This window comes from Corynebacterium sp. 11A (genome assembly GCF_008930935.1).
Taxonomy (GTDB): Bacteria; Actinomycetota; Actinomycetes; order Mycobacteriales; family Mycobacteriaceae; genus Corynebacterium; species Corynebacterium megadyptis.
The window spans coordinates 393,607-412,896 of sequence record NZ_PQMR01000001.1 but is presented as its reverse complement, the minus strand read 5'-3'; the positions used below and the strand labels follow the sequence as shown (position 1 = coordinate 412,896).

Sequence of the window (19,290 nt, the reverse complement as noted above, 5' to 3'; positions counted from 1 at the left end):
TAAGCAGATAATGCTAGCTTTTTTCTCCCGTATCGCGGGACGTTTTTTCTAAAAAGGGGGTAGCAAGCGGCAATTCCACGTATTGAGGCATGGGTGCTCGCCCTCCCAAATGCAGCAGTCGCACCACGGGGCGGATCCGAAGGGCACGGGTATCTACCACAGCATCGTTGTAGAAGCGGTGGGTCAGCTGCACCCGAACTGCTGCATCGGTGATGGGCCTGGGCAGGGGCTCATCCGCATGGGCCTCGCTGTATTTCTTGAGCGCCTTGATGAGCTCTTTTTCTTTATCAACCCGCAGCGAAACATTGTGCGGGTCTAAGGGCTCGTTCTGCGCAGCATAGGCCTGTACAGCCACCTCCTCGATACTTGCCGCGATCACCGCGGCCCGCATATCGAGCGCCGCTTGGAGGTTCACCAAGGCGGCGTCGAGCCGAATATGCATTCGGTTCAACCGCTGAGCGGTAAAGACGGCCCAGAGCACCACAGTGGTCAGGACAATGGCAACGAGTACATACACCGCGCTCATGACGCACCTTTCATTTCAGTTTCACGCTGGTGCCATCGGCGACGGCCTCATACACCTGCAGGATCTGGGTGGTCACTGTATCCCAGTCATAGCTGGCGGCACGGGCCACACCGGCGTCCACGAGGCTGCGGCCTTGTGCGGGCGAGTCGATGAGCCGCCGCAGCTGTGCGGCTAGATCCGCGGCGCTGCCATTGGGGAAAAGCAGCCCTGCAGGGGTATCGCTATAGGCGTTAGTCACCGCAGCGAAGGCTTCCAGATCGCTAGCCAGCACTGCACACCCGGCAGCCATGGCCTCGACGAGCACGATGCCGAAGCTCTCCCCACCGGTATTGGGGGCCACATAAATATCGGCTCGACCGAGAATCTCGGCCTTCTCCGCATCGGAGACCTTGCCTGCGTAGTGCACCCCCGGCATCGGCCGCTGGGTCCCGGCCCCGATCACTGTGCAGCGAAAGGGACGATCCAGCTGCGTTAGGGCGCGCAACAAAATATCGAGGCCCTTGCGGGGCTCATCGAGCCGTCCGAGAAAGACAATCTCTGGTACCTGCTCTGCGCTTGTCGTCACGGCATCGCCGGCCGCGTGCTCCTCGCTGCGACGGCGCGCCGCCGCGAACTGCCGTGTATCCACCCCATTGGGGATGAGCACCGGATCGCCGCCGAGTTGCTCCACCTGCCAACGCCGTGCCAGCTCGGAGACCGCGATGCCGCCGCGGATCTTTTCTAAGAGCGGCCGAAGCACCGGAGTGGAGAGTTTCAGCAGCTTCGACCCGGAACTGGAGGCGTGATAGGTGGCCACGATCGGCCCGTGGGCCACGCGTAGTGCCGCCATCGAAAAGCTGGGCGAGTTGGGCTCGTGAATATGCAGAATGTCGAAATTGTGGTCGGCGATAAAGCGCTTCAATCCGCTATCGACGTGTGGGCCGACGGAGATGCGCGCCACTGAGCCGTTATAGGGAATGGGCACCGCTCTGCCGCCACGAACCACCCAGTCGGGCACCTCTGCAGCGCTCGTAGCAGGGCCGATGGCGCGCACGTAGTGTCCACGTTCGTGCAGGGCGTGCCCAAGATCAAGAATATGGGCCTGGACGCCGCCAGGTTCGTCGAAGGAATAGGGGCAGACGATACCAATACGCATTAGTGGCCCTCCGCTGTGTCTCCGGTACCCGGTGCAGGCGGGTTCTCCTGCTGCTGGCCGCGGCCACGGGCGAGGCGCGCCGGATCGAGATCCGCGAGCCATAGGGGTTGCAGCATGTGCCAATCGGCGGGGTGGGCGGCGATATTGGCCTCGAATCCCGCGGCGATGCGCTGGGTGGTGGACTGCAGATCATCCACCTCAATCTCCGCGGAGACATCGAGCCCCCAGGTATCGGCGCTCGGATAGAAGCTATGTACTACGTGCAGGCTGGCGCCGGTGTCCAGGGCGAGCTGGGCGGGGCCTGCTGGGAAGAGGGCGGGCTGGCCAAAGAAGTCCACCTCTACCCCGCTGGCGCGTAAGTCGCGTTCGCCGAGCAGGCACACCACCCCGCCATGATCGAGGATCTGCTTGAGCTTCTGGTAGGGGCCATTGCCGTGCTCATCGCGGTGCGGCAGGACCCGAAAACCGAGGGAGCTGCGATAGTCAACGAAGGCGTCGTAGAGCTCGGCGGGTTCGAGGCGTTCGGCCACGGTGCTAAAGCTGCCGTGGCGATGCACCAAAAACACCCCGGCCATGTCCCAGTTGCCACTGTGCGGCAGAGTGAGAATCACCCCGCGCCCGGCGGCGAGGGGCTCGTCTAAGTGATCGAAGCCGCGCACCGTGGAATTAAGCGAGTCCAGCAGCTGTGGATCGGTGGCGATGTGCGGCAGCCGGAAGGCCTCCATCCAATAGCGGGTATAGGAGCGCATGGATGCCCGCATCAACGCTGGGGTCACCGCGGCCGGTCCTACGACGCGCTCGAGGTTGCGGCGCAGCTGAGCGGGAGCACGACCGCGCTTGCTCGCAATATCGGCGCCGATGGTTGCTAAGGCGGTGGCGGCCGGGCGGGGCAGCTGGGACAGCGCCGCCCAGCCGAACATGTAGCCGGCGGCGGCCCAGTGTCGCTCACTCAGGGCGTAGCGTAGGCGGCTCCAGGGGGTCATCGTAGGGCGAGCTCCTCACGCAGCATGGGCAGCGCCGCGCCCACGCGGTTGGGCGACGACGCCGCCCAGTCGATGCACAGTGTCGTGGGCGGATAGGGTCTAGCGGGTCCTCGGGTTACGCGCCCCCGCGGGAGGGGCGATCCTGTCCTGGCCGTGAGTGGAGTTGGCGGCCATGGCGAGTCGTTGGACCACGGTGAACACCGATCCTACCGCCAATACCCAGATGGCCACGTCCACCGCATAGGGCACACCGAAGCCCTGCAGGCCAATGCCCAATAGGCCGATGATGAGCCTTTCGGGGCGCTCGATGAGACCGCCGACCATCTTCAGGCCGCTGGCTTCGCCACGGGCTTTGACATAGGAGATCACTTGGGAGCACACCAGCACGACTAAGGAGGCCACCACCAGCGGCTGGGATGCCTCGTAGCTATAGATCAGCCACCAGGTAATCGCCGCGAAGAGGGCGCCATCGGTGAGCCGATCGCAGGTGGCATCGAGGGTGGCGCCGTATTTGGTACCGCCGCCGCGCAACCGTGCCATGGTGCCGTCGACCATGTCGAAGGCTACGAATAGCCCGGAGAGCACGGCCGCCGCCACCAGATGGCCGGTGGGGATAAGGACCACGGCGAGCAGGATGGACACCACTGCCCCGAACACGGTGACCACATTGGGGGTGAGATTCCACTTCACCAAACGCTTCGCGATTGGCTCCACCACCACAGCTGCGGGTTTGCGTCCATGCACGCTAAGCATCGCTATCAGCCTCCCACGCATCGGCGAGGAGCTGGCGGGTATCACGTAGCAGCTGCGGCAGCACCTTCACGCCATCGATCACCGTCATGAAGTTGGAATCGCCGCTCCACCTGGGCACCACATGCAGGTGCAGATGCTCCCCCACCGAGCCGCCGGAGGCGCGACCCAGATTGAAGCCGACGTTGAAGGCATCGGGTGCAGAGACGGATTTGATTACGCGCACCAGCTTTTGGGCGAAAGCCATGAGCTCGGCGGTCTCGTCCACGCGGAGATCTTCCAGGTTGGCAACCTGCCGGTAGGGCACCACCATGGCGTGGCCAGAGTTATACGGATAGAGGTTCAGCACGCAGTAGACGAGCTCGCCGCGGGCCACGATCAGCCCTTCCTCATCGCTCATCTCAGGGATAGCGAGGAAGGGATTACGCGGCCGCGCATCCGCACTGCCCGCGCCGCCCGCGCTGGCGTCGCGAATATAGTTCATCCGATAAGGCGCCCACAGCCGCTCGAGGCGGTCGGGGATCCCCAACCCAGAATCCTTATAAGACTCTGCGGGCTGCGTCTCGGGTTTAGCTTGCCGTTCCACGGAACTCCTCAACGAGTTCTTTATTCGGTTGGGCATTGATGCGCTGGGCCACCCAGTTACGGATCAGCGTCTGCGCCTGATCAACCGGCACCCCATTGACCTGGGAGCCATCCAAGAAACGGAAGCTGACGGCGTTGGCCTCCACATCGCGGCCACCGGCCAGCAGCATGAAGGGAACCTTGCCGGTGGTGTGGTTGCGGATCTTCTTCTGCATACGATCATCCGAGGTGTCCACCTCGGCGCGGATGCCGGACTGGCGCAAACCGGCGCAGACATTCTCGAGGTAACCGGAGAACTCATCGGCCACCGGAATGCCCATCACTTGGTGCGGGGCCAACCACGCAGGGAAGGCGCCGGCATAGTGCTCGAGCAGCACACCGAAGAAGCGCTCAATCGAGCCGAAGAGCGCGCGGTGAATCATGATCGGACGCTGCTTGGAGCCGTCGGGGGCCGTGTACTCCAGGTTGAAGCGCTCGGGCAGGTTAAAGTCCAGCTGCACGGTGGACATCTGCCAAGTACGGCCGATGGCGTCGCGGGCCTGCACGGAGATCTTTGGACCATAGAACGCGGCACCGGCCGGATCGGGCACCAGCTCCAAGCCGGAGCGGGTGGCAACGTTTTCGAGGATCTCGGTGGAACGCTCCCAGATCTCGTCCGAGCCGACGAACTTCTGGGGGTCCTTGGTGGACAGCTCCAGGTAGAAATCATCCAGGCCGTAGTCCTTGAGCAGCGAGATGATGAAGTCGAGTACCCGGGTGAGCTCGTCTTCTAGCTGTGCCTCGGTGCAGTAAATATGCGCATCATCCTGGGTGAAGCCGCGGGCACGGGTCAATCCGTGGATCACACCGGACTTCTCGTAGCGATAGACGGTACCGAACTCGAAAAGCCGCAGCGGCAGCTCGCGATAGGACCGACCCCGAGAGGCGAAGATCAGGTTGTGCATCGGGCAGTTCATGGGCTTGGCGTAGTAGTCCTGCGGGGGCTTGACCACCGCGCCATCATCGTCGTACTCGCCATCGAGCTGCATGGGCGGGAACATGCCGTCCGAGTAGAAGTCCAAGTGCCCAGACTTCTTAAAGAGATCCCCCTTGGTCAAGTGAGGAGTGTTGACAAAGGAGTAGCCGGCGCTGATGTGGCGGCGGCGGGAGTGCTCCTCCATCTCCAGACGGACAATTCCGCCGGCGGGATGGAACACCGGAAAGCCCGAACCGATCTCATCGGGGAAGCTGAACAGATCCAGCTCCGCGCCGAGGCGACGGTGATCGCGCTTCTCGGCTTCGGCGAGCATCGTCTGATACTCCGCGAGCTTTTCCTTGGACTCCCACGCCGTGCCGTAGATGCGCTGCAGGCCGGCGTTGTTCTGATCGCCGCGCCAATAAGCGGCCGAGGAGCGGGTGAGCGCAAACGCCGGAATGTATTTGGTGGTGGGCACGTGCGGGCCGCGGCACAGGTCGTACCATTCCACGTCGCCGGTGCGCGGATTGCAGTTGGCGTAGCTGGTGAGCTCGCCGGCGCCCACCTCGGTGGCCTCGTCCGAGTCGGGATCCACATTGCCCTTATCCTCGATCAGCTCGAGCTTATAAGGCTCGTGAGACAGCTCGGCGCGGGCCTCATCCGGGGTGGCGTAGACCCGGCGCTCGAACTTCTGCCCCTGCTTGATGATTTTCTTCATACGCTTTTCAATGCGCTTGAGATCCTCTGGGGTAAAAGGCTCGGCGGCATCGAAATCATAGTAAAAGCCATTGTCGATGGCCGGGCCGATGCCGAGCTTAGTGCCGGGAAACTCAGCCTGGACCGCCTGAGCGAGCACGTGGGTACAGGAGTGACGGATAACTCCGCGCCCCTCTTCGGTGCACGCAGGAACGGGGGTGAACTCGGTGTCCTCAGTGGGGACAAAGGACAAATCGCGCAATGTTCCCTCGGGATCCTTCGCCACCACGATGGCTTCGGGGCCCTTATTGGGCAACTCGAGCTCGCGCATGGCCTGGCCCACAGCCTGGCCGGCGGGGACAAGGAAAGGATCCACACTGCAGTAGACCGGGTCTGACATACTCACGTTTCTTCGTGCTCCTCACACATCTTGTGCCCCGGCGACATACCTGGTCGCCAGGGCGTTTCCTAGGCGGGGGTCGCCCACCCAGACGTCGTCTCTCTGGTTAGGGAGTTGCAGATGCCACCGAGGGCAGCGTCGATAAGCGCTGCTCCCATGGACGTCTGCACACACGTCTGCGGGGTATCTTACCCCGTGGCGCTAGGATTCCAGCAGCCCCCTGCCCCAATAGTCGTCCTCGGTGGTGCCGGGGAAGATGAAAAAGACGGAGGAGCCGATGTGAGTGATCCACTGGTTCAGCCGGTCGCCCTCATCGAGACGCCGTTGAATCGGGGTGAATTGCTCATCGGGATTCTTCTGGAAACAGATGAACAATAGACCCGAATTAGATAGCTGCTCCGAGCCAGGTTCCGGCTGCAGATCATAGCTATAGGGTCGACGCAGAATCTTCTGCTGCGGCTTATCGGCCGGCGGATGCGAGCGCGCCATGTGACTCATCGGGTCGATCACCGGCAGCCCGAACTTATCCGTGGCCTCGAAATCGGCGGGGCTGTGCTCATCGCCGCCAGTCAGCGGGGCCCCATTATCGAGAGTCCGCCCCACGGACAGCTCGCGGGAACCGCGATCCAGAATCTCCCAAGTGTCAATATTCATGGCGATACGGCGCAGCACCATGCAGCTACCGCCGCGCATCCACTCGGGGCCCTCATCGATCCACACCTGCTCCTCATACTCTTCCTCCGTGTGCGGATTAACGGTGCCGTCGATCTGGCCGAAAAGATTGCGCTGCGTGGTATCGGCCGTCACCGTGCCATCGGCATTGGAAAAGCCCTGTTGAATCCACTTGACCGTGACATAGCGGTCGCCGGAGCGAACCATGTGCCGCATCGCGTGCGCCAGCGTCAACCCATCATCGGCACAGATTTGCAGCACAATATCGGCCTCGCCCCACTTCGGATCCAGCTGATCGCGAGAAAAGGCGGGAATGGGGTGCAGCCACTCGGGGCGCAAATCGGGCCGGCCGATGATATCGAAGAAACGCTCGCCCACCCCAGCGGTGATGGTGAGGTTCGCGGGAATCTCCGAAAGCTCCTCCTCGAGATCACCCAGCGGAGGCACGCCCTGGGTCAGGCGGCGGGCATCCATGGTCCACAGCCGGAAGAGACGCTGCATGTCCTCGATGGTGCTATTTGGGCGCACCGTAAAGGCGCAGACTGCTACCCGGGCCTGCTTGGATGTGGCGATACCCGCTTGGTGCGGGCCATCGAAATCGACGGTGGCATGGCGAAGCCGGGTGGATACGTCCTTATTCGCTGCTGCGGCGCCGGCCTCGGAATTGTCTTGGCCGCGCGCGCAGGACGCCAGTCCCGCCCCAGCGGCCAAGGTGGTAGCGCCGCTGAGGAAGGCACGGCGATTGACTCCGCCAGAGCGGCCCGAGCTCGCCGATCCGTGCGGTTGGGGGTTCTCGTCCACGGGTTTGCCATGGGACATCTTAGAAGACACCATCCTCCTTTATAAGTTTCCGCTCCCGCTCTTGCGCCTCAGGAATAACACACACGACGAGGCCCCAGATGCGGGCACGCTGGGCACTATGTATGAAGTTGTAGACACGCGTAGAGGTGCAAGCTTATCGACGCCGCCCTCTCACCCACTCCACTCATGGAGAGGCGGTGGCAACGTGAAGGGCGCCTGCCGGCGGCCACGCCGCGAGCTAGACACACGATCTAGCGCACTTCTGGTCGGAGCAGGCGCCCTCTTTTAGCTAGCGACGTCCGTCTCCTCCTAGCGGCGAGCGCTGCTGGAGCCGCGGGCGCGGCCCCGACAGAGCTTCGCCGCTGATGAGATGACGACGCCGATGCTTAGGAGTTGTCGTGGTTCATGCCCTCGTGGTTCATGCCGTTGTGGCCCTGGACGCCACCATCGGCGTCGTAGCTCTCCTCGCCGGCGGCGATATCGCGAACCTCGACATCGTCGAAGGTGTAGGAAGTGCCGTCCTCGAGAGTGATGGTGATGGAGACGGTGTCACCGGGTTCGATGGCCTTGTCATAATCCATGATCATGAAGTGATTAGCGCCCGGCTGCAGGGGGGCCTGTCCATTAGCGGGGATCGGCAGGCCGCCCTCGAGCTCGCGCATAGCACCATCACGCACCTCGTGGATCTCGTTCTTCGGCGCGCCCAAGGAGGTGGTGAAGGAGGTGACCAAGATGTCCTGATCAGTGTTATTCACCAAGGTACCGAAAGCAGCGGTCATATTCTTATCGGCCGGCTTTGCCTTCACGTAGGCGTTTCGGAACTCGACGTCCTTGGAGGAGGCCTCGGTAGAGGTTTCGGTGCTCTCGGTGCTTGCCGGAGCGGAGGAGCTCATCGAGGGGTTATCGGTGGGATCCTTGGGCATGTCGGAGTCTTTTTCCATCTCCGGGGAACATGCAGCGAGGGTCAGGGAGCCGGTTGCGAGTAGAGCTGCAGCAACTGTAGCGAATTTACGGGTAATCATTTCTGTGATTCCTTCCTTTTGGCGAACATCAGGATTGCGCCAACGATGGCGACCAGTAGCACTATGCCACCGGCGATAATTATCATCGGAGCTGATCGTTCCCCCTCCGAGCCTAGCGTGTCTGTCTCGGAAGACTCGGATTTTTCCGAGCTAGCATCAGTGGCCGGGGCGACTGCGCCCTCACCAGAATCCACGCTAAAGGTGATGCCACCACGGGTGGCATGGCCGTCGGAGGAGGTAATTTGAAATCCGACGAGATAATTTCCATCACCGGGATCCATCCCTTCGGGCAGATCGATGATGACTAGTTGCTGATCCAGCTCGGGCTCTCCTTGGTAGAGGATCTCGCCGGAATCGCTATTACTCACTGCCACTCGATTAAAGGTATCGAGCGGAATGGCAGAGAACTCTAGCACGATTTTCTGCGGAAATTCTTTCACCGTGGAGCCATCCTGCGGCGTGGAGTTGATTACCACGTCATGCGCCGCGGCCAGCGGAGCGCTCAGCACCGTGAACACAGTGGCAATCGCGATACCCACTGAGGTCAGTACCGCCATAGCCCGCGAGGGCTGGGCTGTGCGTCCCCAGGTTCTGCGCATACACCATTCTCCTTCAAGCCGACACTGCATTGTTGTGCTTCCACGACAAGTATGGCGCACCAGCCGTGCCGCCTAACCACCACCCACAAGTGAGGACGTGAATCAGACTAAGCCTGCACCTCCATTCGGTATCACCCACATTCCCGCCACCAACGGCAGAAACTCTGCAATACCCCAAGGCATCAGGCTCTATGACAACAGTCGGAGATTCCTGCACGATAGTTCCCCGCCGATCCATCACGTGACATATGCCACAGCTAGGGCGATATTGAGTTGCGTCGCCCACCCCGCCGCCGCGCCTGCCACACCCCGCGTGGCGCGAAGCCCACCGCGCCCGCACTGTTCCCGCACACGAGCTAAGAAGGCTGCAGAAAAGAAAACTGGGGACCTCCGCTATGGAGGCCCCCAGAAACACAAAGTGGTCCCAGCTGGGATCGAACCAGCGACCTTCCCGGTGTGAACGGGACGCTCTTCCACTGAGCCATGGGACCAGAAATGACGAGAACTGAAAAGAATCAGCTTGTCGCTTCCGAGTAGATAACCTAGCACGAGATTCACAGCGAGGACTAATCACCAGTTCAGGACCGTAAATGCCGCCCCGAGAACGCGGCCACACCCACCCCAAGGCGGCTGGAACCCCGAATACGACATGCGCGCACCTCTCCCCCGCGCGCCGTACACCCTGCGCGCAAGTAGCTATAGCTACACCCCGCCCCCACCTGGGCGTAAATTACAGTGCTGTCACTTTCATTGCGCTGCGGCCTATCCGCCTTCACACCACGGCAAATGCGGTGCCACATGCAGATTTGTCATTTCGCTTGCTCTCACGCTATTGTTTTCAACGCACCACAGCTCACGGAACTGTTGATACAGAACCAAGCGAGCAGGTGATGCAATGCGGATGTAGCGCAGCTGGTAGCGCATAACCTTGCCAAGGTTAGGGTCGCGGGTTCGAGTCCCGTCATCCGCTCTGGTTCATTTATGGGCACTGATCACGATCATGTGCTTGGTATTTGAACAGCGCACGCGCGTTTAGCTCAGCGGGAGAGCGCTTCCCTGACACGGAAGAGGTCACTGGTTCAATCCCAGTATCGCGCACGCAGAACAAGGCATTGTTCTTTAAAACAACATGCATGCGGATGTAGCGCAGCTGGTAGCGCATAACCTTGCCAAGGTTAGGGTCGCGGGTTCGAGTCCCGTCATCCGCTCTGATACACCACCCCTTCGGGGGTGTCCTCCTTACACTTAAGGTGTGTATCGTTGCAAATACTAAGTGACACGGTGGAATGGCCGAGTGGTGAGGCAAAGGTCTGCAAAACCTTGTACACGGGTTCGATTCCCGTTTCCACCTCCACTTAAGCGCGTTTAGCTCAGCGGGAGAGCGCTTCCCTGACACGGAAGAGGTCACTGGTTCAATCCCAGTATCGCGCACGCAGAACAAGGCATTGTTCTTTAAAACAACATGCATGCGGATGTAGCGCAGCTGGTAGCGCATAACCTTGCCAAGGTTAGGGTCGCGGGTTCGAGTCCCGTCATCCGCTCTCTTAGAACTCCTGTCTTCTCCTTCTCGGAGAGGGCGGGAGTTTTCTCTGCGTGGCACAATGACCGTTATGGCCCCCACTCCCCTCACCCGCAGTGAGATCCTCGGCGCCGAGTGCCCGCCCTCGCAGCCCGAGATCCGCGCTGTCTGCGTCTCCTCGCTCAATGGCTCCGCCACGCTCGAGGGAACCTCCGGCTCCCTGGGCAATGCTAATGACACCCGAGTGCTCAGCACGCTGCGTGCATGGGCCGACGTGGTACTCGTTGGCGCCGGCACCGTCCGCGCCGAAAACTACGGCGGGGTGCAGCTTAATCCCCAACAGCGCCAGCACCGCCGCGCCTTAGGGCAGGCGGGAGCTCCCCCGCTGGCTGTACTCACCGGCTCGGCGGAGATGGACACCACCTCTCGCTTCTTTCGCGACAGCACCACCGGACCGATCGTGATCACTGGCGCAGACAATGCGGAAAGAGCAGCCGAATTCGCGGCCGCCGGCGCGGAGCTGGTGCTGCTTGAGGAGCTCTCCATCGACCACGCCATAACAGCACTGCGGGAGCGTGGCTATCACCGCATCAGTATTGAGGGCGGCCCCAGCGTCTACGGCCATGTGCTTGCCCAAGGGCTGATCGATTATCTCCACTTAAGCCTCGCCCCGGTGATCACCCCCATGGATCAGCCGCTGTTTAGCTATCCTGCTGCGCCCACCCAGCTGCAGCTTGATGCCGTCCACCACGATGAAGAGGGCTATCTTTTCACCCGCTACCGCCTGCCACGCACCTAGCCCGGCATGATTTGGTGTTATGACCACAGTGTCTCAGCCACTGGGTGTGCCGCAGCGAATAACGCGAGGCTAAGCGATTACACTCACTGGAGTGATCACACCCAATTCCCTCCAGCATCGTGGCCTGATGATCGCGCTGTGGCCGATCGCGCTCGTGATCATCGCCTACCGCGTGGCCATTCAAGCCGCTGCCGGCGGCCGCGCCGATGATTTTTCCACTGTCTATTTCGCTATTCGACGCCACCTCGACGGAGTGAACGTCTATAGCGAGGATTACTCCACCGTGGACCCGCACTACCTCTATAACCCTGGGGCCACGCTCATTCTCTCCCCGCTCGGCTGGTCCACGGACTGGACCACCGCACGCATGCTCTTTATCTGCGCCAATGCCGTGGCCATTATCGCCGCGATCGTGCTGCTTTTCCGCCTCACTGGGCGCTCTATCCGCACCCCGTGGCTGCCATTGGCCATCTCCCTGGCTTTGTGTACCGAGTCCGTGATCAACACCCTGTTGTTCTCCAATATCAACGGGCTACTACTGCTGGCGCTGGTGAGCTTCTACGCCCTCACCCACGCCACCAAGCCCTGGGCGGCGGGGCTGGTTCTCGGCCTGGCCATCGTGATTAAACCCCTCTTCGCGCCCCTGATCTTCATTCCTGTGGTGCTGCTGCGTAGTCACTGGCCGAGTCTTATCGGCGCGATCGGGGTACCGGTGATCGCGAATCTCATCGCCATGCGCATTGTGACGGGGGCGGGCGAGTATTTCTCCGTGGTCGTGCCCTATCTCAGCCAGGTGCGCGACTACGCCAACGCCTCCCTGCGCGGGCTCACCCTCTACTTCGGGGTGCACCCTGTCGTGGCCATGGCGCTGTGGCTACTGCTCGCCGCCTTTGTGGGCGCCGGATTGATCGCCCTGCTTTCCATCCGCACCAGCAATCAGGTGGTGTGGCTGCTCACCACCGGCTCACTGCTGCTCGTCGGGGTGTTCGTGCTGTCCTCGCTGGGGCAGATGTATTACTCGATCCTGCTGCTGCCGCTCGTCGCCACCGCCGGCATGCACCGCAGCATGCTGCACAATCCACTGAGTATCTTGGCGATGTTCCTGTTCTACTTCCACTTCCGCACCGATGATCTCGGCGTCTCCCTCTGGGGTTATCTGGTCGGCACCACCATCGGCTACGCCGGCTGGGTGCTGCTCATTGTGGTCATTGCCACCACCGCGGTGAGCTGGCTATTCTGGGAGCCCGATCGGGCCGCGGCATGTGCCGGCCGGCTGGGAGACCCCACCTTCGTCCCCGCAGCGCGAAGCGCCCACGCCAGCAGCCACGCCGCGAACCACACCCATACACAGCCCGGGCCGAGTATCGCCCACCGAGAGGAACAGACACAATGACGGATTATCGCGAACTCAGCGACAGCGAATGGAAGCGCCGCCTCAACCCAGAGGAGTTCCGCGTGCTGCGCATGGCCGGCACCGAAGCTCCCCATGTGGGCGAATACACCGACACCATCACGGCCGGGGTGTATTCCTGTAAGGCCTGCGGTACCGAGCTGTTTCGCTCGACGGAGAAATTCCAGTCGCACTGTGGTTGGCCCTCCTTCTTCTCCCCGCTCGCCGGGGAGCGCATCATCGAACGCGAGGACCATAGCCTCGGCCGGGTGCGCACCGAGGTGCTGTGCGCCAACTGCCATTCCCATCTCGGCCACGTCTTTGCCGGCGAGGGCTATGACACACCGACCGATCTGCGCTACTGCATCAACTCCATCTGCCTCACCCTCGAAAGCGACCCCGAGGCCTAGCATAGGTACGGCAGAATAGACACCGGCGCCCAGCGGCGAATAGTTTTCGCACCGCTGGGCGCCGGTTATGTATGCGTGCACGGCCGCATCGCTGCGTTTTAGGGCAGCATGCTCACGATCTCTTCGATATCGGCAACGCGACGGCCGGTGAAGAAGGGAGTTTCTTCCCGCACGTGCAGGCGGGCCTGGGTGTAACGCATGCGATGCATGAGGTCCACCAGACGGTGCAGCTCGGGGCCTTCGAAGGCGAGCACCCACTCATAATCGCCGAGGGCGAAGGCCGGCATGGTGTTTGCCCGCACATCCGGGTAGTTGCGCCCCGCCATGCCGTGCTCGGCGAGGATCTTGCGCCGCTTGGACTCATCCATGATGTACCAGTCATAGGAACGCACGAAGGGATAGACGGTGATCCAGTCGCCTGGCTCCTCGCCCATGATGAAGCTGGGCAGGTGCGACTTATTGAACTCCGCGGGGCGGTGCATGCCGTTGCCGGTCCACACCACCTCAGTGAGCTGACCCAGCGTGGTCTCGCGGCGGAAGCGGTTGTACACCTCCTGCAGCTGGCGGTATTCCTCGGCGTGCCACCAAATCATGAAATCCGCATCGGCCTGAATACCGCTGATGTCATAGATACCACGCACGACCAGCTGATCGCCGTCGTCAATGCTGGCGAAGAACTGGCGGGCTTCGGCGATCACTTCCTCGCGCTCGGAACCGAGGGCGCCCGGAATGGCCCGGAATACCGCCCACTGGGTGTAGCGCTGGATGGAGTTGAGCTTGGCGTAATCTGGCCGTTCACTCACGAAAAAGACCTCTTTTCACTCTGTTGAGAAAAGTACTGGTCGCGTGGGGAGAAACCACGGGATTTCCTGCGTATCTAACAGTGGACTATCCACGCGATTGCTGACTGTGCAAAGTCTAGCTAACCTCCACGCAGTTTAGCCATACCCACCCCGCGTTCAGTGCCCAGCGGCGGCACAGATGTGGCGACGAGATGGCGTCGATAAGCATGCATAGCGGCCGTGGAGAGCGGTGGCGAGACTCGGCGCGCCTCCCGCGCAGCCACACGTGCAGAAGCTAGCTTGGATCACGTGAAGGAATCTGACGCAACCCTGGCATCCGCCCCGAATAGGACGTCCTCGCAGGGCTACCCGCAGGAATTTGCTGCGGCTGTGGAGTCGCTGCATAGCGTGTCGCTGCGGCCGGAGATTTCTCTGGGTACGATTCGCCCACCCCAAAAGCTCGCACCGTATTCGCATGCGATCGGGCTGGAGGTCGAACATCCCCTTCGCGAGAACGAGCCTATTCCCACCGAGTCCGAGGGCGACGCCTTTGGCCGCTTGATCGTGCTTTACGATCCCAACTCGGAGGATGGCTGGAACGGAAATATGCGCCTCGTGGCCTATATTCAGGCCGATATGGACGATGCCGTGGCCAACGATCCGCTTCTTCCCGAGGTGGCGTGGCAGTGGCTATCCGAGGGGCTCGACGACTCCGGCGCCTCCATCACCGATGTGGGCGGCACGGTGACTTCCACCGCCTCTGTGCGTTTCGGTGATATCGGCGGCTCTCCCCGCTCCTTCCAGCTGGAGATGCGCGCCTCGTGGACGGCACTGGATCAGGACCTCAGCGATCACGTGCGGGCCTTTGCCAATGTGCTCGCCCTCGTGGCTGGACTGCCACCCGAGGGAGTCCGCACGCTGCGCTAGCACTAGAATGCTTCTGGAGCCAGCCATGTCTTAGCCGCTGGTGCGGCTCATTTTGCTTATCGACGCCAACCTCAGGAAGCACAGTGCAGCTTGACGAGCCCCGAGACGGCCTGCCCCCTGTTCTCTCCACGCCCACCGAATTTCAGCACGCCGCGACTGCCTTGGCTGCCGGTTCCGGCCCCATCGCTGTAGACACCGAGCGGGCCCAAACCTATCGCTTCGACGATCGTATTTTTCTGCTGCAGCTCCGCCGCGCGGGGGCGGGAACGTTTCTCATCGCACCCGAGCGCCATCGCCGCGAGGTCGCGCGCATCCTTGGCCGCGTGCTCAACCCAGAAACGTGGATTCTGCACGCCGCCCACAATGATCTGCCCATGCTGCGCGAATTGGGGGTATATCCCAGCGGGCTCATCGACACCGAGATCGCCTCGCGTTTGCTCGGCTTGGACAAACCTAATCTCTCCTCCTCTCTCGAGCACTTCCTCGGCATTTCTCTTGCTAAGGGGCATGGTCGAGAAAATTGGTCGCGCTGGCCCCTACCCTCCTCGTGGCGTAACTACGCAGCACTCGATGTCGAGCTGCTCATTGAGCTTGCGCAGGCCCAAGCGCTGCAGCTTAAGGAGGCCGGAAAGAGCGAGTGGATGGCCCAAGAGTGCGCCCACACGCTCGAGCTATGCGATGTCGACGCCCCTTCCCCCAGCTGGACCGAGGTCAAGGGCGTGGGCAAGGTCCGCAGCCGCAAACAACTCGCCTATGTTCGCGAAATCTGGCTGGCGCGGCGCACCGTTGCGAAAAAGCACGATCTACCGCCCTTTAAGGTGCTCGCCAATCAGCTCGTGCTGGATGTGGCACGGCGCCAACCGCGCAGCAAGAAAGAACTCAAAGAGGCAGTGCAGCCGCAGCGGCGACTCAAAGATCTGCCCCAGCGGGTACGCATGGAGTTACTCGATGAGCTCAGCATGGCGCTCGGCCGTGCCCGCTCCCTGAAAAAGGACAGCTGGCCGCAGCGCCCCAGCGATGGCCCCCGCCCTCCCGAGTATTGGGTGAAAAAAAGTGACCCCCTCTACAGGGCGAGCCTGCAGGCCGTGCGCGAGGAACTCGACGATCTGGGCCACGAGTTGCACCTCGATCGGAGTCTGCTTATCGACGCCCGCGCGATGAAGAAGATCGTCGCGCACAGCGTGAATATCGGCCCCCTCGATGATTCCACCCTTGCCGCCGACTATCAGCGCTTCGGGGTGCGCCCCTGGCAGCAGGAGCTCACCCGCACCGTCTTCCACCGGCACCTCCAGGCCTCCAGCAACTACTAGTTAAGGCCCGCCCAGCTTAGGATTGATCGGCTGCGCCAGCGCGCCAGCCGCGCAGGACGCGCGGCAAGGTGGTAAGCATGAGGCCGCCGAGCACATTGAGCGGGATCACCCACCACACCCAGCCGATCCAGGCGAGGAAGCTCACCTCCGGTGCGCCGGAGAAGATCGCGCCAAAGATGATGATCGAATCTAGGACCGAGTGAAATAGCGGCGGACCGGCGAGGAGGAAAGCGCCGGCGACAGCGGCGGCAATGGTGGTGGCGCCGTCTTGGGAACCCACCTGCATGCGCGTCATCAAGGTGATAGCCCCGCCGGCAAGAAATGCCAAGGCTACTCCCTGCACACTCAGCCCAGTTTCAAGGAAGCTATGCGCGCTGTCCGCTATGGTGCCGTGCAATTCCGGCAGGGCCAGCTGCACCAACCATATGGAGAAGGCACCGCCGAGGAAGTTGGTCACCAGGGTGATCGACCACATGCGCAGCACCTCCCACCAGCTGCCCTTGCCGGCGGCGACGGCCACGACGGGATAGTAGAAGCCTTCGGTAAACAGATCAGAGTGGGCCAAGAGCAACGCCACAAAACCGATGGAGAAGGCCAAGGCCGCCAATAAGTGACTGCCCGTTTCATGCAAGGTCAGCAGATAGGCCAGCACACCGAAGGTGATCTCGACACCACCCAATAAACCCGTGGCTGTCATCACCCGCCAAGAGCGCTGCAGGCGTTCCGCGCCTGTGGCGGCGGCATCGACATAGGCGTCGATGATCTCTTCTTCGAGACTTTCCCCGCCGCGGGCGTGCTCCGCCTGATTATGCTCTTTGAGCTGCCGTTTTTTTAATTCAGAGTTTTCTTTCTCAGCCACGAGCTCACAGTATAGGTGGCGTGGGGAGAAAGTGATAAGCGCCCCGCGTGGGGGTGAGCTAGCTGTCGGCGGAATCAGCGTCTGCTACGGGGTCCGCTTCGATGCCCGATTCGGGGCTCTCCGCGCCGCTCACGGTGGCGCCAATGCCGTCGAGCCAGCCGCGGGTGGAAGCGGCGATGCCGTTGGCATCGAGGCCGATCTCCTCCATAATTTCGTTACGGGAGGCGTGCAGCAAGAAGCGCTGCGGTACGGCCGCATGCCGGGTGGGCACATCCACCTCGGCGGCGTTGAGGGCCTGGGCGATGCTGGAGCCCACTCCACCGTGGGCCACACCGTCTTCGATAGTGACCACTAGGTCGTGATCGGCGGCCAGCCCGATGAGCGAGGCCGGCACGGGGATCACCCAGCGCGGGTCGACCACCATGGTCGATACTCCCTCCTCCTCGAGGGCACGGGCGGCGTCGAGGGCCGCATGGGCCATCGGTCCCACGGCGATGAACAGCACCTTGGGGGCGTCGTTGTGCTCATCGTCATGATAGCGCAGCACATCTACCCCATCGCTGAGCGTGCCGACAGCGTCGAGCTGCGGTGGGCGCGCCCCCTTGGGGAAACGCACCACGGTGGGGCCATCACTGACGTCAAGGGCCTCGCGGAATTGCTCGCGCAGCTGCTGCGCATCGCGGGGTGCGGCGAGCCTCAGCCCTGGGACGATGCCGGTGACTGCCATGTCCCACACGCCATTGTGGCTGGGCCCGTCCGAGCCGGTCACACCCGCCCGGTCGAGCACAAAGGTGGCGGGCTGCTTCAGCAGCGCCACATCCATCAAGAGCTGATCGAACGCACGGTTGAGGAAGGTGGAATAGATGGCCACCACCGGGTGTGTCCCACCGAGCGCCAGCCCCGCTGCGGAGGTGGTGGCATGCTGCTCGGCGATACCCACATCGAAGAAACGATCGGGGAACATCTCGCCGAATTCGGCTAGGCCGGTGGGCCCCGCCATGGCGGCGGTGATGGCCACAATATCGGTGCGTTCTTGGCCGGCTTTGATCAATTCTTCGCTGAAGATCTTGGTCCAGCCCGGCGCGGACTTGGCCAATGGCTCGCCCGTGGTGGGGTCGATGGCGCCGGTGGAGTGCATGAGATCGGCCACGTTGGCTTCGGCGGGAGCATAGCCGCGGCCCTTTTCCGTGACCATGTGCACGATCACCGGCTTGTCGTACTCCTTGGCGTATTTCAGCGCGGAGTTCACCTGCTCTTGATCGTGGCCGTCCACAGGCCCCACATATTTGATTCCCATTTCGGGGAAGAGCACGGTGGGCAGCACAGCGTCCTTGAGCCCCTCCTTGACGGCGTGCATGGTGGTAAAGGCGCGGCGGCCCACCCAGCCCATGTTCTTCAGGGTGGATTTGCCCTGTTCCATGACGCGATCATAGAAGGGCTGCATGCGCAGTTCGGCGAGATTATTGGCGAAGCCGCCGATGGTGGGTGAATAGCTGCGGCCGTTGTCATTGACCACAATCACTAGGTTGCGGTCATTATCCGCAGCCACGTTGTTCAATGCCTCCCAGCACATGCCGCCGGTAAGCGCGCCATCGCCAACGACGGCGACCACACAGCGGTCCGTGTCTCCCTGCAGGGTGAAGGCCTTGGAGAGGCCATCGGCCACGGAGATCGATGCCGAGGCGTGGGAGGATTCGGTCCAGTCGTGCTCGGATTCTCCGCGATCGGTGTAGCCGGAGAGACCACCCTTTTGGCGCAGGGTGTCGAAATCATCGCGGCGCCCGGTGAGCATCTTGTGCACATAGGACTGGTGCGAAGTATCGAAGATGAGCGGGTCGTGCGGCGAGTTGAATACGTAGTGCAAACCGATGGTCAGCTCCACCACGCCGAGATTGGGGCCGAGATGGCCGCCGGTTTGGGAGACGTGCTGAATCAGGAATTCCCGAATCTCGCGCGCCAGCGCCTTTTGGCCGGCGATGGTTAATGCCTTGACGTCATCCGGAGTCGAGATGTGTTCCAAGAACCCCATGGATCGGTCTTCCTTTCAAAAGATCTCGGCGCCGTGTTCGGCCGTGGCACAGCGAAGGTGCCCACAGTGTGCTTCCACGTCCGCGAGGCTCACATGGTGCCCTCGGCGGGGCTCATGGTGCGGTGAACATACGCGAACTCA

17 protein-coding genes and 7 tRNA genes are annotated in these 19,290 nt (G+C 62.0%); 11 read left to right on the top strand and 13 right to left on the bottom strand.

Annotated features, from left to right (window positions below):
• Positions 1–13: 13 nt before the first annotated feature.
• The 10 genes from GBB18_RS01775 to GBB18_RS01730 form a co-directional block, all read right to left on the bottom strand.
• A complete protein-coding gene (locus GBB18_RS01775) occupies positions 14–526 on the bottom strand; it encodes a hypothetical protein (RefSeq protein WP_151640537.1) in 513 nt (170 codons plus the stop codon).
• 10 nt (positions 527–536) lie between these two features.
• Positions 537–1,661, bottom strand: coding sequence for a glycosyltransferase family 4 protein (locus GBB18_RS01770; protein WP_151640536.1), 1,125 nt, complete (start codon positions 1,659–1,661; stop codon positions 537–539).
• The gene (locus GBB18_RS01765; protein ID WP_151640535.1) at positions 1,661–2,644 is read right to left on the bottom strand and encodes a phosphatidylinositol mannoside acyltransferase; all 984 of its coding nucleotides are present in this window, start codon (positions 2,642–2,644) and stop codon (positions 1,661–1,663) included. Before GBB18_RS01765 ends, GBB18_RS01770 begins: the two co-directional genes overlap by 1 nt.
• A 99-nt stretch (positions 2,645–2,743) precedes the next feature.
• Positions 2,744–3,397: a phosphatidylinositol phosphate synthase gene (gene pgsA, locus GBB18_RS01760; protein WP_151548693.1), complete on the bottom strand. Its 654-nt coding sequence runs from the start codon at positions 3,395–3,397 to the stop codon at positions 2,744–2,746.
• Positions 3,390–3,980: an HIT domain-containing protein gene (locus tag GBB18_RS01755; RefSeq protein ID WP_151548694.1), complete on the bottom strand. Its 591-nt coding sequence runs from the start codon at positions 3,978–3,980 to the stop codon at positions 3,390–3,392. Before GBB18_RS01755 ends, pgsA begins: the two co-directional genes overlap by 8 nt.
• Entirely contained in the window at positions 3,964–6,030 is a 2,067-nt protein-coding gene (thrS, locus tag GBB18_RS01750; protein WP_151548999.1) for a threonine--tRNA ligase, read from the bottom strand. The genes GBB18_RS01755 and thrS overlap by 17 nt, the downstream gene beginning before the upstream one ends.
• 201 nt (positions 6,031–6,231) lie before the next feature.
• A complete protein-coding gene (locus tag GBB18_RS01745; RefSeq protein WP_225990210.1) occupies positions 6,232–7,536 on the bottom strand; it encodes a Dyp-type peroxidase in 1,305 nt (434 codons plus the stop codon).
• 353 nt (positions 7,537–7,889) lie between these two features.
• Positions 7,890–8,525 carry a copper chaperone PCu(A)C gene (locus tag GBB18_RS01740; protein ID WP_151640534.1) on the bottom strand — a complete coding sequence of 212 codons (636 nt, stop codon included), beginning with the start codon at positions 8,523–8,525 and terminating at the stop codon, positions 7,890–7,892.
• Positions 8,522–9,124 (bottom strand): copper resistance CopC family protein, encoded by a 603-nt coding sequence (locus GBB18_RS01735; RefSeq protein ID WP_225990209.1) that lies wholly within the window; start codon positions 9,122–9,124, stop codon positions 8,522–8,524. The genes GBB18_RS01740 and GBB18_RS01735 overlap by 4 nt, the downstream gene beginning before the upstream one ends.
• Positions 9,125–9,543: 419 nt before the next feature.
• Positions 9,544–9,615, bottom strand: a tRNA-Val gene (locus tag GBB18_RS01730).
• Positions 9,616–10,021: 406 nt separating this feature from the next.
• Between GBB18_RS01730 and GBB18_RS01725 the strand changes: the two genes are divergently transcribed.
• The 9 genes from GBB18_RS01725 (at position 10,022) to msrB (ending at position 13,242) form a co-directional block, all read left to right on the top strand.
• Positions 10,022–10,094, top strand: a tRNA-Gly gene (locus tag GBB18_RS01725).
• Positions 10,095–10,150: 56 nt separating this feature from the next.
• Positions 10,151–10,222: transfer RNA gene (locus GBB18_RS01720), tRNA-Val, on the top strand.
• 37 nt (positions 10,223–10,259) lie between these two features.
• Positions 10,260–10,332: transfer RNA gene (locus GBB18_RS01715), tRNA-Gly, on the top strand.
• Positions 10,333–10,404: 72 nt separating this feature from the next.
• Positions 10,405–10,478 (top strand) — tRNA-Cys (locus GBB18_RS01710).
• A 5-nt stretch (positions 10,479–10,483) separates the two neighbouring features.
• Positions 10,484–10,555, top strand: a tRNA-Val gene (locus GBB18_RS01705).
• Between the two features lie 37 nt (positions 10,556–10,592).
• A tRNA-Gly gene (locus GBB18_RS01700) sits at positions 10,593–10,665 on the top strand.
• Between the two features lie 69 nt (positions 10,666–10,734).
• A complete protein-coding gene (locus tag GBB18_RS01695) occupies positions 10,735–11,442 on the top strand; it encodes a pyrimidine reductase family protein (RefSeq protein WP_192795874.1) in 708 nt (235 codons plus the stop codon).
• A 91-nt stretch (positions 11,443–11,533) separates the two neighbouring features.
• The gene (locus tag GBB18_RS01690) at positions 11,534–12,835 is read left to right on the top strand and encodes a glycosyltransferase family 87 protein (RefSeq protein WP_192795873.1); all 1,302 of its coding nucleotides are present in this window, start codon (positions 11,534–11,536) and stop codon (positions 12,833–12,835) included.
• Entirely contained in the window at positions 12,832–13,242 is a 411-nt protein-coding gene (msrB, locus tag GBB18_RS01685) for a peptide-methionine (R)-S-oxide reductase MsrB (protein WP_151640532.1), read from the top strand. The genes GBB18_RS01690 and msrB overlap by 4 nt, the downstream gene beginning before the upstream one ends.
• A 98-nt stretch (positions 13,243–13,340) precedes the next feature.
• Here the strand turns inward: msrB and hemQ are convergent, their stop codons facing one another.
• The gene (gene hemQ / locus GBB18_RS01680) at positions 13,341–14,045 is read right to left on the bottom strand and encodes a hydrogen peroxide-dependent heme synthase (RefSeq protein ID WP_151548698.1); all 705 of its coding nucleotides are present in this window, start codon (positions 14,043–14,045) and stop codon (positions 13,341–13,343) included.
• A gap of 288 nt (positions 14,046–14,333) precedes the next feature.
• On the opposite strand from hemQ, the gene GBB18_RS01675 reads away from it, so the two are divergent.
• Both GBB18_RS01675 and GBB18_RS01670 read left to right on the top strand, forming a co-directional pair.
• Positions 14,334–14,951 (top strand): DUF3000 domain-containing protein, encoded by a 618-nt coding sequence (locus tag GBB18_RS01675; protein ID WP_192795872.1) that lies wholly within the window; start codon positions 14,334–14,336, stop codon positions 14,949–14,951.
• Positions 14,952–15,034: 83 nt separating this feature from the next.
• Complete coding sequence (locus tag GBB18_RS01670; RefSeq protein ID WP_192795871.1) at positions 15,035–16,261, top strand: HRDC domain-containing protein; 1,227 nt, start codon at positions 15,035–15,037, stop codon at positions 16,259–16,261.
• Positions 16,262–16,277: 16 nt separating this feature from the next.
• Here GBB18_RS01670 and GBB18_RS01665 read toward each other — a convergent pair whose 3' ends face one another.
• On the bottom strand, positions 16,278–17,120 hold the full coding sequence (locus tag GBB18_RS01665) for a formate/nitrite transporter family protein (protein ID WP_192795870.1): 843 nt from the start codon (positions 17,118–17,120) through the stop codon (positions 16,278–16,280).
• A gap of 58 nt (positions 17,121–17,178) precedes the next feature.
• The gene (gene dxs, locus GBB18_RS01660) at positions 17,179–19,149 is read right to left on the bottom strand and encodes a 1-deoxy-D-xylulose-5-phosphate synthase (RefSeq protein ID WP_151640528.1); all 1,971 of its coding nucleotides are present in this window, start codon (positions 19,147–19,149) and stop codon (positions 17,179–17,181) included.
• Positions 19,150–19,290: the final 141 nt, after the last annotated feature.